Genomic DNA, 13,799 nt, shown 5'->3' with positions numbered 1-13,799 from the left:
TGCAAGGCAGTGCGCAGGCGCGCTACAGCCTTGCATGCCGACGCCACCGCCTCAATCATGCGTTGCCTTGGATCGGCGGCGCACATACCGGACCAACGCCGCAAGGCTCACCAGTGCTACCACCGCGAGGAAGATCGGCAGTCGATAGGGCTTCAGGTCGCCGAATAGATGCTGTAACGCTTCCCCCGCCCAATAGCCGGCGCAGACGAACAGGGTCGCCCAGACTGCCGCACTCAGCACATTGATCAGCGCGAAACGCCACGGTGACAGGCCACTTGCACCTATCACCATTGGCCCCACCAGGCGCATGCCGTAGAGAAAGCGAACAGCGAATACCGAGGTCGTGGGGTAACGCTGGATAAGACCCTCGACCCGCTTGATGGCAGATTGGTGACGCTTGAGCTTGGGCAGCAGACGCTCCCCGGAATAACGTCCGGTCCAGAATAGCAACTGATCGCCGAGCATACCGCCCAACGTGGCCAAGCCGATCACTTGCAGCAATTGCAGCGTACCTTGGTGCGCCGCCATACCGCCGAGGATCAACACTGTTTCGCCTTCCAGCAAACAGCCCAGGAAAATCACCCAATAGCCGTAGGCGGCGATCAGCGCGTTTAGGTCGAGATGTTCGAACATGGTCTTTCCTGTACGTCTGACATCACTTGAATCCAGGCTGAAATGCCAGCGTCGTCACTTTCTTCCGACTAGGTACCGTACGCCATGTTCACCAAACACTTCCGAATGGGGTTGGTTACATTCCAGGTGAAAAATATCTCCTGAGTTGTAGGTGAAATCGCCATCGGATTTATGAATGACCAAACTACCGTGCAGAACCAGCGCCATCGCCTCGAAGTTATGGGCGTGCGAATCGAGCGTACCAAACGCTTCGCGCTCAACTTCAACAACGGTGCCAAACCCTTCGGCAGCCAGCATTTGCAAAAAAGCCTCTTTTTCCATTTCCACTTTTCCTGAATCTTTTGATGGGGTGGTGAACCCAATTGGCACCCGGAATGGCGGTGCCTGAACCACCCATCACAACAATGAAGACAGCCCCGCAATTCAAAAACGCCGCCCCTATAGATCACCCCTTGAGAGCAACATTCAATAAGTTTTCCAGCGCTTGGAACGCGTGCCTAAGATCAGCCCAACCTGCCCCGTCGCTGGGGTAGCCCGCCGGTAATTAGTCTTTGCCGCCAGGCTAATCCCCTCGTGCTGCATTGCTGAGTTTTTGCAGATCGAGAATTGTGACGGCACCGTATCGAACGACCAACAGGCCTTCGGTTTCCCACATTTTCAGCTGGCGGTTGACGCTCTGACGAGAAACACCCAGTTGTTGGGCGATATTTTCCTGGCTTATCTTCAGGTAGGCCGCTTCTTCGATACCTGGACGTTTGACCAAGGCAATGAGTCGGTTAGCCAATCTGACAGGCAGAGGATTCAGGATCGTGTTCCCGGCCCATTCGAGCGCCATTCGAAATCTGCCACAGACCAAACGAGTAATGGCTAGCAGAACATCCGGTCGGTGCTCAATGATTTGCCAGAATGCGTTTGCCGGAAGAACTGCAATACGCGCTTGCGACGCGGCTCGAACGTCATACGTCCTGGGTAAGCCATCTAAAAGTGGCACTTCTCCGAACCAATCTCCGGGCACCAATTGAGTAAGAAAGAGTTGGCGTCCATTAGCGCCCAGGCTACTCACTCGCAAAGTGCCTTGAATCAGACGAAACATTCCCAGTGGTTCAGAGCCTTGAGGGAAGACTGCCTCTGACTTTACCAACGTCCTGACCCGCGAGGCCTCAAGCAAAATCGCGTCCACATCCGGGGGGAGGGAAAAGGATGAGGGAATAGCTTTAGCAGACAACTCAGACATTGCCAAAACCCGACAATCTTGGTTTGAAGGCTCGGATAGTATCAGACGCATCTGGCCTGTAGACGACAGGCATACCTGAATCAGGAACGTAGAATGTACGTAGGTCACTTCGCCATAGGCCTGGCAATCAAGGCACGCTATCCCAGGATCCCCGCGATACCCATCATGATGGGAGTCGGCTTCCTGGATCTGCTGGATGGGATATTCATCATTCTTGGCTTCAACACCGTCACCCCGAATTTAAACAGCGGGCCGTATCTGTTCTTTGATCTGACCTTTATCGACTGGGATCACTCATTGCTTGCCGCTGTGTTCTGGTCAGTGCTTTGGGGGCTGCTTTTCGTAAAGCATCGACCAGTAGCCATTGTGGCAGCGTTGGCAGCTTTCTCTCACTTCATCGCCGACTGGCCGATGCACAACAGCGATCTGGCGCTTTATCCCCGCGCAGTTGAGCATTACGGTTATGGCCTATGGGGCAAGCTGGGGACTGCCTCCTGGATTCTCGAAGGCGCTTTTTCAGCCGTGCTGGCAGCCTATGCATGGCGGCTAAGTAGGCAACGTGGCGTGAGTTTGACTTGGCCTTGTGTGGTGCTGCTTGTCTTGTTCTTGCAGCTATCCCCGTTCGCTTCGCCCATGAAGTTTGTTGCCACTCTCGATGAACCTCTGACGCATATACTTCACGGGGTTCTGGTCTCGTCAGGCTTCCTGATTCCAGGACTGCTGATGTCATGGTTGTTGAATAGAAGTGAGCGTTTACGAGGACAGCGGGGGCAATGAAGCGGTCGTTGGGTCATTGAATTTGAGGCCTGACCCAAGCTGCAAACGCATTGGGCCAGACCTTCAAGCTAGACTTTAAATCGGTTGGTCATCTCCTGCAGCCTGGCGCTGACTCTGGCCAATTCAACGCTTGATGTCGCTGTCTCTTCACTGGCGGAAGCCGTTTGGTCTGAAATGTCCCTGACATTTGTGACGCCCCTGCCTATTTCTTCACCGACGTTAGTTTGCTGCTCAGTAGCAACGGCGATCTGTTCGTTCATCACCTCAATCTCATGAACAGATGCGGTAATACTCTGCAGCACCTCACTGGCTTGCGTGGACAGTTCGACACTGCTGTCCGTCAGTGCCAGATTTTGCTCTAGAACCTGGCCCATATGATCGGTACTGGTTTGCAGTTCGTTTATAAGCAGCGCGATCTCGTCTGTCGACGTGCGGGTGCGCACGGCCAAGCCTCTTACCTCGTCCGCGACGACAGCGAAACCACGTCCTGCCTCCCCGGCACGCGCAGCTTCAATGGCCGCGTTCAACGCCAGAAGGTTCGTCTGATCAGCCACCGTCTTTATTACATCCAGTACGCCACCGATGCTCTGAGTATTCCCTCTAAGCGCCGCCATCGCCGTCCTGGTCATGTTCATCTCACGCGCCAGGGTCTCTATCTGGGAACGAGTCCTGTCAACGACTTGCCCACCTTTTTGGGCCAACTGACTGGCGATTTGCGCAGTATTTACGGCTTGAGCTGCATTACGAGATACCTCATGAGTCGTAGCTGTCATCTGCTGCATCGCAGTGGCAATCTGCTCAGTCTCCAGTTTCTGCGCGTTCACGCCCGCACTGGTCTGCTCCGTTACGGCTGAAAGCTGCTCTGCCGCGCTTGCTACCTGCACGATTCCGTCTTTCATTTCCCCGATCAAGCTTCGAAGCCCGGACGTCATGCGCAACATGCTGCCCTGCAACGCGCCAAGTTCATCGTTTCGAGTCACTTCTGTTCTGTACGTAAAGTCTCCCTCTGCAACGACTTCAACGATTTCAACAGTCTCTTTGAGAGGATGAACAATTGATCGGGTGATCAACCAGGCAGCAAGAACACCCAACAGGGCAGAGAGGGCCAGCCAGAGCAAAATCTTCTCCTGTGCTTTCTCTGCATCGGAGGCACGAAGCTCGTTCTGGATAGCGGTCATCTTGTCCGTAATGCCAAGAATGGTAGCGATCGACGTTGTGATACCGCCTTGAGCCTCATCAACTTTGGCTTGAGCGGCGACTAATGTTTCCAGTTGCCCGCTATAGGTGGCCATTCCTGCCGCCAACGCTTGAACGTCAGCACTGGGCAAACGGGTATTTTTGAGCGTGTCGATACTGGCCACGACCTGCGCTATCGCCTGACGAACAGTGTCTTCCCCGCTTTTACTCGGGGATGCCGTATAAGAGCGAAACGCGGTACGCATCTTCTGGACCGAGATAAACAGTGCCGGCAGTTTCTGACGATCCGCTGCGTTCCCGCTCTCGTCGTTGGCAGCGTCTGCGATCTTCAGCAATAAACCGTTAATCGTTTCGCCGGAGGCGCCGGCCAGCGTCCGTAACTGCTCACGCTCTCGAGTAGCCTCGACTGAACGAGTATAGAACCCACGGTAAAGCTGCATCGTTGCCTGGGCTTCTTTGAGCAGCGCGATGTTATTGGCTGTTTTGAAACGTGGCGAGATACTCACCAACTGGCGCTCCGTTCGCTCGAGTGCCTCCAACCACTTTGAAGCCTGTGCATCATCCGCTTTTAAAAAATAAACCAACCGCTCGATACGCATGTCTCGCGCGATGGAACTGAATTGAGCAATGTCTCCAGACAGTTCAGCCCGACGCTTCAACGTATCGGTGGCTTCCTTTCCCGTATACGCCATTAAGAGAATCATCAAAATCAACAGTCCGAAACCTACCAGTAGCTTCGCCCGAACCGTCATATTACTTAACACACCTGATGTTGCGCTGGACATATATCTTTACTCATTGATTTTTTTGAAAACAAAAGCCTGCCGGACAGGTATCTGAACATAAGGTCCAATACGCATCAGGATGAATCGATAATGTAAATCCTGCTGAAACCCTCGATAAAAAGGGTCACGTCACAGATCTGAACTCACCGCGGCGTCATCCGGAGGGCCATTGAAGTACTTGAGTAAATACTCGAACTGTAAGTGTATTCTGGACAAAGCGGTGCCGAGGCAGGATAAACCTGTTCATAATCGAGGATCTCGAGCTAAAGCTGAAAGGCCGATCCATGGCAATGAGCCATTATGTCGTCACTCTTTTAATTTTCTATAACTTTTTTAGCGTATATCGACGAACGGACGAATAAAATTCGCCTCGGCATATGCATTGCAGTGCCGAAAGCTACAGCTCATGATAATAATGAGTTACACAGAGAGGCAGCGACAATTAACTTTATTATCAAAAAAAAACCGTTTGCATTATTTGCCATCGCTGGCGCACTCATTTTGAAAAGACGTAATGAACGCTGCTGTCGTTTGGCACGCTCGCCGTTGGCTTTGGCAAGACTATCAGCGCCCACGACACCAAAGCTCGGGCATTGAGTTTGATATCGGAGGGATCAGAAACGGCAATTGACATCGCCGCTTGCCGGCGCATGTTTCGCGACAGGTGGCTGCGTTTCTTAACGGGTCTCACGCTTGAACGGCCTTACCTGCCTTCCGCTTCGAAAGACCTGTCAGGCGCTTTACAGATCGCTGCATCAACCCCATGACGGAAGCACAGAGTAGCTATCCGAACATGACAATCCGCAACGCAAAAAAAAACCTGGAAATCCGCATTTTCATGGGCCTTCCAGATTTTCGAAATGGTGGGTCGTGTGGGATTCGAACCTACGACCAATTGGTTAAAAGCCAATTGGTCGAAACGCTGAGGCAGGACCCCGCTTGAGATCGCTCAGCATTCCAAACCGCAGTCTCTAATGTCCCCATTAGAGGCTTTAAATCATGTACGTAACCTCGCTTGTCTCCACCAAAGGTGGTGTCGGTAAAACCACTCTCGCTGCCAACATCGGCGGCTTCTGCGCCGACGCCGGCTTGAGGGTCCTCCTCCTCGACATGGACCCTGTACAGCCTTCACTGTCCTCCTATTACCCAATGGCACAGGAAGTCAGCGGCGGCATATTCGACCTCATCGCACATAACCTGACTGATCCAGAACGAATCATATCGAGGACAAGCATCCCGAATCTGTCCTTGATCTTGTCGAACGACCCCAACAACCAGTTGATCAACCTCCTGCTTCAGGCAGCGGATGGTCGTCTGCGATTGGCTTCTCTGCTGAAAGCTTTCGAGGGTCAATTCGACCTGATTCTCATTGACACCCAGGGCGCACGAAGTGTCATGTTGGAGATGGTGGTTTTAGCGTCAGATCTTGCTGTATCCCCGTTGCCACCGAACATGCTCAGCGCCCGCGAGTTTAACCGTGGGACGTTGCAAATGCTTGAAGGACTGCGTCCTTACTCGAGGCTTGGACTGCACGTCCCTCCAATCAAGGTTGTAGTCAACTGCCTCGACCAGACCGTTGACGCTCGCGGGATTCATGACGCCATCAGAAAGACCTTCGCGGACAACATGGAAGTCGATGTCCTCAACAGCACAGTTCCTGCTTCAGTAATTTTCCGCGAGGGATCTACAGCAGGCATGTCGGCACATCGGCTCGAATACAAAAAACCTTCCAATCGACGCGCGCCGAGCGCGCTTCAGGTCATTCGAGAGCTTGTGATTGAGCTTTTTCCGCAGTGGACCGACCGTTTCGGGGCGATGACTGAATCCGCCGTAGAGGCCCTCGCCAAAGGGGATCGATGAGATGGGCAAGATAAATCTCACGGAAGCTTCCGGCATTACTCCAGAATTGATGCGCAAGCTCAACGAGCAGTACAACTCATCGCTATTGCGTGCCGCTCAGACGAAGCTTACGAGCACATCACGTGAGCTCCGTAATCTAAGCTCCGGCCATAAGATGGGCAGCGGCTTGATTAGCCGACTCGGTGATTACTTGAGTGTGGAACAGCGTGAACTGCTCTCACAGGCCGCGCAGCTCCTTGAATCAGTGAACTCTCATGTCGAGCATGCCAAGGAAAAACGTGTCCGCGAGGAGAAAGCGGCTAACCGTCGGCAGGAGGCTCGGAACGCAAGAGCAAAACTACTGATTGCGGCTACATATCCCCTGCCCACTGAGAGCCTGGACCAGAAACTTGAGCTCCTGAAAACGGCGCTGTTATTCAACCGCATCGGCGCATATGACAGTTTCTACTCCGCAGTCGAGCTTAATAGCGAGATCCGAAGCACCTTACTGACGCCGTTCAGCAGACTGATAGGTTGGGGAAGCCTGACCGCTTACCGACTCAGTTGCCTAGGCTCGCTTCGTATCCGGCTCGTTGAGGCACTGACTAATGACATCTCTTACGACGATGGATCTGAGGTCGAGGATCGGCTAGCCGCTCTGCAGTCAAAAGTCCGTGATGCGAATGCCAAAGCCGCGCTCACAGCTGAAGAACATGAAACCCTCAGACTCTGGAAAGAGGCTCTGGCAGTTGAGGCAGTACCGGAGGTACGGCCATGAGCATTGACCGCCAACGGATAATCGACAAAGTCATCAAATGCTTCGCACTGGCACGTTCTGAGGGTGCCTCTCCTAATGAAGCTGAGACAGCCCTGCGGCAAGGCCGCAAGCTTATGGAGCAGTACCAGCTAGAAGAGCTTGAGGTGGACGCCCACCTCGCACGTGAGGCGTCAGTATCTGCCGGCACAAAGCGAGCGCCAGCGAGTTGGCTGCACAGCCTGGCAGGCACGTGCGCGAGCGCTTTCGACTGCGATTGTTTTGCTTTCCCCTCACGACCTGGAGACCGGCATTTCAAGTTTGTCGGGTTGGGTGTATCGCCCGATCTGGCGTGCTATGCCTATTCCGCGCTTCATCTGCAGCTTGTTTCGGCGCGTCGTCAGCACGTATCGCAGCTCAAACGCTGCAATCCAACCACCAAAAGAAGACGTGGACGGATTTTTGCCGAAGCATGGATCAATGCAGTGGCCAGCAACGTTTACAAGTTCGCTGGGCGACAAAACGCTGAAACTCAACAAGCGATAAGCGCTTACCTTAGCCTGCACCACCCTACCTTGGTCGAAAAAGATCTTGAGCCCACCTCTGTTAAGGGCCACGACCTGAGATCGCAACATCAGGGCTGGATGCAAGGTTCTACAGCGGCATTGCACAGAGGCGTCGATCAGCACTCTCCGTCCCCGGCAAGAATCGGGAGGGCTTGATGGAAATTTCTCATATGGCACCTCCCCACTCCGTGGAAGCCGAACAAGCTGTGCTTGGCGGACTGATGCTTGATAACGAGTCTTGGGACCTGATCGCAGACCGTATCAAAGCCGATGATTTCTACCGGGCCGAGCACCGTCTGATATTCCAGAGCATTGCTGGGCTGGCTGAATCGAACAGGCCATTTGACGTGGTCACGGTTTCCGACTCCATTGCAGCAATAGATGCTGCTGGGGGCTTGGCTTATCTCAGTGAGCTCGCCAAAAACACCCCTTCTGTGGCCAACATCAAGGCTTATGCAGAAACAGTGAGTAACCGAGCTCATCTACGCCGGATTATTTCACACGGCTATGCATGTACCCGGGAGGCTTCAGATCCTCAAGCGAATGCGTCTGAGGTTCAAGACGTCATCGAGCAGCAGCTTTTTGCCTTGGGGCAAGGACGGCAGACTTCCGACTTTGTGGACGTCAACCAGATGCTTATGCAGGTGGTCGACAAGATCGATCTTCGCTTCAACGCTGGGGAGTCGGTGGTTGGATTGCCCACAGGGCTTTCCGATCTTGATGAGTTGACGGGCGGACTACAACCAGCCGATCTGATCATCATTGCGGCCAGACCCTCCATGGGCAAAACCAGCTTGGCGCTCAACTTAGTAGACGCTGCGCTTCAAAAAGATACTCAGTCCACTGTTCAGGTCTACAGCCTCGAGATGCCGGCAGAGGCGATTATTTACAGGCTCATCTCGATCCTGGGACACCTGAACCTGGAGAAGCTGATACGCGGGCAATTGGACGATGAGGACTGGCCGAAGCTCGCGATGGCGGTGGCAAAGATCAACTCGTATGGCAACCGCCTTGTAATTGATGATCAAGCTGACCTCACTCCTTCGGCAATCCGTGCGCGTGCTCGCAGAGGCGCACGGCGTTTCGGTAAGCCAGCCCTGATATTGCTCGATTATCTGCAAATGATGAAATGTCCAGGTAAAGAAAATCGGACCAATGAAATCAGTGAGATATCTCGGTCACTCAAGGCTTTGGCCAAAGAGTTCGACTGTCCTGTCGTGGCGCTCTCTCAGCTCAACAGAGAACTTGAGCGGCGTCCGAACAAGCGACCTATCAATGCAGACCTCCGTGAGTCGGGCGCGCTTGAGCAAGACGCTGACCTGATTCTGTTCGTGTATCGGGACGAAGTTTACAACCCCGACAGCGAGCAAAAAGGGATCGCCGAGCTCATTCTCAGCAAGCATCGAAACGGCGCGCTAGGCACCGTCCGAACGGCCTTCATCCCCCAACACACTCGTTTCGAAAACCTCTCGGCCGCCGCATGGCAAGGAGCTCGATCATGAGCGCGCGCAATAAACCTCTTTGCATAACTCATGAGTGCCGCACGTGCGGCCACCACCACCCTTTCACTGCGGTCATGCCAACAGGAAAACGCGCGCCCGAGTGCCCTTCGTGCCATAGCGGTGAAGTCGTAGAACTGGAGCTGGTGCACCCACAGTGGAGCGTTGTGGCCTCCAGTAAGGCACCAGACAGCAAGGAGTACACCGTCGTGTTCCGCATGAGCCCAGGTACTTCCAGAAAAGCCTTCATGAAAAAACTCACTGACACCTTTGTCGACCACGAGGTTGAAATCCTAGAGATCCAGTCGGGTGACAAGCTCGGCGGATCGGGAGGCCAGTGACATGCAGCTATATCACACCACTGAAGAAGATCTGCCGGTCCAGTCGGACCGGGAAAAAGAGCGCCTACGGAGCGATATCGAGAAGGCGATGGCTGATTACTTAAGCCGTGGGGGCGCTATCAACCAGGTTGAAGCGAGCCAGCGCTCGAATGACAGCTCATTCATTATCAACTCTGAAAAAACCGCACAGTTGAAGGCGGATACCAGCGCTCGTGGGCGGAAAAAAACAAACGATCTGACCGACACAGAGCTGGCGCGACTGCTGAAAGCCCACTGCACAGCAGGGGCATCACTGGCGTCCGCCGCTGCGACGCTCAATCAAACGCGGAAGCGTTGTGAAGCCATAGCTCGTCGCTATCAGATCCCCTTCCGCTCTGCTGCTTTTACAAAAGCGAGGGCGCGGTCATGAGCAATACATCTACGTCTCTTCGAGGCAGGAAAAAGTCCCTGCAGGACTTGGCTGACTTCGCCATCTCACAGGGATGGGCAGTGCATCGCACTCATGGTGGGCATATCAAGTTCACCAAAGGTGGGTGTTCACCCATCTTCACTTCTTTCACACCCAGCGACCACAGGGCCGGCCTCAATGCTCGCGCTCAATTGCGCCGCGCACAAAACCAAAGCCAGATTGGAGATCGCCATGCTGAATAACGAAGCTGTGAATATTCGTGAGGACGACAAAGACGAGAAGTTCGTCATCCGCCTACCTACCGGAATGAGGGGCCGGGTCCGTGGGGCTGCAAAAGCAAACCATCGCTCAATGAACTCAGAAATCATAAGCCGTATTGAAGCGACGCTTCGTCACGAGCAGGAGATTGCGAGGCTTACGGCTGTGATCGATGTGCTGCTCAAAGGCGGAACACCCACCAGCAACGTCATCCAACTTCCTGAGGCGGGCCAATAATCATGGCAAGCAAACTGACTGCAGATGACATCTCGGGCAAGTTGTTACAAGGCTCATTCAGTCGATCTGGCCCCGCGGTCGATCAGCTGCCGGATCCGATTGTAGATACGCCCATGGTTCTCACCCTGGACGAGATGAAAGCTTTCGAGCAAAACCCGCGCACCGTGACCAATGCGAAGTACAAAGAGATCAAAGATTCCATCAGGCAGCGCGGCCTGGATCATCGCCCTACAGTTACGCGTCGACCTGGCGAAATTAAATTCACAATCAACAACGGTGGCAACACACGCCTGCAGATTCTCCGGGAGCTATACAGCGAAACCGGCGAAGACCGTTTCTATCGACACAATGTTCTGTTTCGGCCCTGGGACTCAGCACGTGGGGAGATTATCGCTCTCACAGGTCACCTTTCGGAGAACGATCTTCGCGGTTCTCTAATGTTCATAGAAAGGGCTGTGGGCATAGAAAGTGCCCGCGCCATTTATGAGAAAGAAGCCGGTGAGTCCATATCTCAAAGGGAGCTGGTTCGAAGGCTAAGTGCCGACGGCTATCCGGTTTCCCAGTCACATATCAGCAAGATGCAGGATACGGTTCGCTGCCTTCTTCCAGTAATACCCAGTGCGCTTTATTCAGGGTTAGGAAAACCTCAGATCGAGCGTCTCCTTTCGCTACGCAAGGCTGCTGGCCAGACCTGGCTCACGCATACAGAGGGGAAAGAACACATCCCTGACTTCGAAGGTTTGTTCCAGGACGTACTTTCGCTGTTCGATGGAGATGCAAGCGAGTTTGTATACGAGCGGGTTCAGGATGAGCTGATCAGTCACATGCAGTCGGGAACGGGGCTATCTTACGAGCAGCTCCTGCTCACACTGAGTGAAAATCAGAACCAAGCACGGCGTTCATCTGTGATCGACACGCCAGTGAGTTTGACGCCAGCTCAACAGCCTCGACCTGACGGTCTTCCGCCTGAGGGTGACGTTCCGGGTATCGATCAGCAACAGGAACCAGGCATTCAGGCTCCCCCATCTGAGGCTGACAAAACCAAGGGCAAACAGGACGTCTCACCGAAGTCCTCAAAAAACGAAGCTGACAAGCCGCCTCAGGCTCCTGAACTCACAGAGGAGGAGCGCGCAGCAAGGGTTGCCGGGCATATCGTTAGCCCGATATCCACCACTGAACGTGTGCAGGATGTAAAGCGGCAGTTGGCAGCCCTCGATGGGGAAAATCTGCCCGACTTCAAGACAAATGCACTGATTTCGATACCCGTCCAAGCGGGTGGGTTACATCCTATCTCTGACGTCTGGTACATCGAACGTATCCTCGATCAGCCGGATGAATTGCGGCCGGTAATCGCTCAGCTCGCCCGGGAAATCGCCCACCTGTCAGGCATCAATCCTGACAGCGTGATTGATGTACCAGGTGGTTTGGGCTTCCTCTGCCAAGACCCTCCTGAGGATGTAGACCTCAGCGATCTGGCCAATAACGTACTGACCCTTCTCCAGTCGATTAGTGGCGTATACGCAATTGCCTTGATCAAAGAGTCCCCCGAGCAACCACTGGATGTGTCCGAGTTTCAGTTCACCGCAGCGCTGGCCCAGTTGCTGTTAGGTAGCCCGAGATACGAAGACCGTGAAGCAATTCTCCAGGGACGCTTGGACGATACCTGCATCGTGAAGCTTTTCCGACTCATTCGCCTCGGCCGACGGCTGGTGGAGCTGGAGATGGGAAGCGTCAGCGTGGTTCAGACCCCATGAGGTTTTTTTCCGACGTTGTGAGACAGGAGTTTGGTCATGTCGAAAAAACATAACCCCCTCAACGAAGCCATGGTCGCGCAAATTCTGCATCACTTGCGCAACGGTGAAGTGAGGCGTTGCCTTGATATGGGACTGGACCCAGAAATTCTGGCACTGCTCCAGCATCCCTCATCACAAAGTGTGTTGCTGAACTCTGCAGTTATCTGGTGCCGCGTGGCAGTTGATCCGGACATGGTGAAGCGTCTGCTGGCGAACAAGGAGCGCACTGATCAGGAAAACCGAATCGTGCAGCGCGCGCTTCGTTTGGGGGCGACGACCCCAATGCTGCAGGAGTTCTTCGGCATGTCCCCCCAAGAAGTTTCCTTGCAACGGGTACTGGTAGGTGTTCCTGGACGCCCTGGGCGATTCAGAGACATTCCCGATGACGCACCTCTGTGGCATAGGTTTGTGCAGTTGATGGAAGAGTACAACGTGGATCATACGGATGGTGTCGCATTACTTGATATCGCGATGATGCTGACGGAGGAGGTAAACGTCCCTCCTGAAGAGCCCCACATCGTGCCTCCGGATCAGATCACCCTGGGCCTCGTCTGGAACAAGATTCAAGGATGGCTGGCTCAGGACCTATACCCGACTGGCAAGAAGCGTAAATCGGCAAGCCTCGTAATGCTGGGGGAGTCTCGGCAACAGTCGAAAGCAAACGCTAATCGGAGCCGGCCGGGTCAAAGCCAGGCGAACAAGCCCGTGGGCAAGGTAGAAGGCGACCGGATGTGATAAGGATGAACCGGCGCCCTTCTCTGGGGGGAGCCATTAATGCCGCTGCCGGGGCTCTACAAAATCATCTGCTGCTCCAGCAATTAAAGCTGGCCCAACAGCAGAGCTCTGGCTCAGATAATAGAAAGTCGGTTGCTGGCTCAGATACTGAGGAGACACTCGACGGTATCGTTTTCAGTGGAAATCCACATGAGACGGTGCCGCGAAGCCTCCTGCTTGATGATCGACTTTCACCGCTTGAGCGCAATGCTTGGCAAGTCTTCAGATTGCTTATTAACGCAGATGGCATCACAGCCTTTCCGACTTATGAACAACTTCGTCCCTACCTTGGCTCCGTCCCAGGAAAATTCGCATCCAGAGAGACTGTAGCGAAGGCTCTGACAGTGCTTCGCTTGACGCGCTGGCTTAGTCTTGGACGCCGAGTAAGAGACTCTCTGAGCGGTCGAATGCAGGGAAACGTCTACATCCTGCATGACGAACCGGTCGGGTGTGTTGAGGCTATGGAGCTTGATCGCGACTACCTGTTGCTTGTAGGCCATTCCCTCGAGCATGCAAATAAAGCTGTCAGGACCGTGGCAGATTTGGCATTCAAAGAATTCGCAGCCGACCCTAATCAATCGACAGGTGTGCTGCCCACGCGACTTGATGTCATTGAGGGTAGATGGCGTAGTCAGGGTTGGCATGATGCACCGAATGCCGTGGATCGCGAAGAAAACCAGCCTGAGTTCGGAATCCGAACTCA

The 13,799-nt window shown here is 53.9% G+C and carries 16 protein-coding genes and 1 pseudogene; 12 read left to right on the top strand and 5 right to left on the bottom strand.

The window, feature by feature from the left end:
* Positions 1-51: 51 nt before the first annotated feature.
* From GE543_RS09590 to GE543_RS09580, 3 genes are all read right to left on the bottom strand, one after another.
* Positions 52-633 carry a DedA family protein gene (locus GE543_RS09590; protein WP_153221305.1) on the bottom strand — a complete coding sequence of 194 codons (582 nt, stop codon included), beginning with the start codon at positions 631-633 and terminating at the stop codon, positions 52-54.
* A 54-nt stretch (positions 634-687) separates the two neighbouring features.
* Positions 688-954, bottom strand: coding sequence for a cupin domain-containing protein (locus GE543_RS09585; RefSeq protein WP_032698102.1), 267 nt, complete (start codon positions 952-954; stop codon positions 688-690).
* Between the two features lie 241 nt (positions 955-1,195).
* On the bottom strand, positions 1,196-1,867 hold the full coding sequence (locus GE543_RS09580) for a Crp/Fnr family transcriptional regulator (protein ID WP_178118577.1): 672 nt from the start codon (positions 1,865-1,867) through the stop codon (positions 1,196-1,198).
* A gap of 93 nt (positions 1,868-1,960) precedes the next feature.
* On the opposite strand from GE543_RS09580, the gene GE543_RS09575 reads away from it, so the two are divergent.
* Positions 1,961-2,644, top strand: a complete 684-nt coding sequence (locus tag GE543_RS09575) for a hypothetical protein (RefSeq protein ID WP_153221303.1) — start codon at positions 1,961-1,963, stop codon at positions 2,642-2,644.
* Positions 2,645-2,712: 68 nt separating this feature from the next.
* Here GE543_RS09575 and GE543_RS27815 read toward each other — a convergent pair whose 3' ends face one another.
* Together GE543_RS27815 and GE543_RS27810 are read right to left on the bottom strand one after the other, a co-directional pair.
* Positions 2,713-3,543, bottom strand: coding sequence for a methyl-accepting chemotaxis protein (locus GE543_RS27815; protein WP_370737606.1), 831 nt, complete (start codon positions 3,541-3,543; stop codon positions 2,713-2,715).
* Between the two features lie 27 nt (positions 3,544-3,570).
* Positions 3,571-4,533, bottom strand: a pseudogene (locus GE543_RS27810) (methyl-accepting chemotaxis protein); the annotation flags it as partial.
* 1,092 nt (positions 4,534-5,625) lie between these two features.
* On the opposite strand from GE543_RS27810, the gene GE543_RS09565 reads away from it, so the two are divergent.
* From GE543_RS09565 to GE543_RS09520, 11 genes are all read left to right on the top strand, one after another.
* Positions 5,626-6,486, top strand: a complete 861-nt coding sequence (locus GE543_RS09565; protein ID WP_153221302.1) for a ParA family protein — start codon at positions 5,626-5,628, stop codon at positions 6,484-6,486.
* A 1-nt stretch (position 6,487) separates the two neighbouring features.
* Positions 6,488-7,243, top strand: coding sequence for a hypothetical protein (locus tag GE543_RS09560; protein WP_153221301.1), 756 nt, complete (start codon positions 6,488-6,490; stop codon positions 7,241-7,243).
* Positions 7,240-7,941, top strand: coding sequence for a DUF2786 domain-containing protein (locus tag GE543_RS09555; RefSeq protein WP_153221300.1), 702 nt, complete (start codon positions 7,240-7,242; stop codon positions 7,939-7,941). Before GE543_RS09560 ends, GE543_RS09555 begins: the two co-directional genes overlap by 4 nt.
* Positions 7,941-9,287, top strand: coding sequence for a replicative DNA helicase (gene dnaB, locus GE543_RS09550; RefSeq protein WP_153221299.1), 1,347 nt, complete (start codon positions 7,941-7,943; stop codon positions 9,285-9,287). Before GE543_RS09555 ends, dnaB begins: the two co-directional genes overlap by 1 nt.
* Complete coding sequence (locus GE543_RS09545) at positions 9,284-9,625, top strand: hypothetical protein (RefSeq protein WP_153221298.1); 342 nt, start codon at positions 9,284-9,286, stop codon at positions 9,623-9,625. Before dnaB ends, GE543_RS09545 begins: the two co-directional genes overlap by 4 nt.
* Before the next feature lies 1 nt (position 9,626).
* The gene (locus GE543_RS09540) at positions 9,627-10,034 is read left to right on the top strand and encodes a hypothetical protein (protein WP_003424983.1); all 408 of its coding nucleotides are present in this window, start codon (positions 9,627-9,629) and stop codon (positions 10,032-10,034) included.
* Complete coding sequence (locus tag GE543_RS27370) at positions 10,031-10,276, top strand: hypothetical protein (protein WP_024661822.1); 246 nt, start codon at positions 10,031-10,033, stop codon at positions 10,274-10,276. Before GE543_RS09540 ends, GE543_RS27370 begins: the two co-directional genes overlap by 4 nt.
* On the top strand, positions 10,212-10,529 hold the full coding sequence (locus GE543_RS09535; RefSeq protein WP_003317584.1) for an Arc family DNA-binding protein: 318 nt from the start codon (positions 10,212-10,214) through the stop codon (positions 10,527-10,529). Before GE543_RS27370 ends, GE543_RS09535 begins: the two co-directional genes overlap by 65 nt.
* Before the next feature lie 2 nt (positions 10,530-10,531).
* On the top strand, positions 10,532-12,283 hold the full coding sequence (locus tag GE543_RS09530) for a ParB family protein (RefSeq protein WP_003317583.1): 1,752 nt from the start codon (positions 10,532-10,534) through the stop codon (positions 12,281-12,283).
* Positions 12,284-12,319: 36 nt separating this feature from the next.
* Positions 12,320-13,057: a DUF2857 domain-containing protein gene (locus tag GE543_RS09525; protein ID WP_003317582.1), complete on the top strand. Its 738-nt coding sequence runs from the start codon at positions 12,320-12,322 to the stop codon at positions 13,055-13,057.
* A 5-nt stretch (positions 13,058-13,062) separates the two neighbouring features.
* The coding region (locus tag GE543_RS09520; RefSeq protein WP_256664741.1) for an STY4528 family pathogenicity island replication protein at positions 13,063-13,799 on the top strand (737 nt) is incomplete at its 3' end.

The organism is Pseudomonas sp. SZ57 (assembly GCF_009495975.1).
Taxonomy (GTDB): domain Bacteria; phylum Pseudomonadota; class Gammaproteobacteria; order Pseudomonadales; family Pseudomonadaceae; genus Aquipseudomonas; species Aquipseudomonas syringae.
This window is presented reverse-complemented; position numbering and strand designations above follow the sequence as displayed.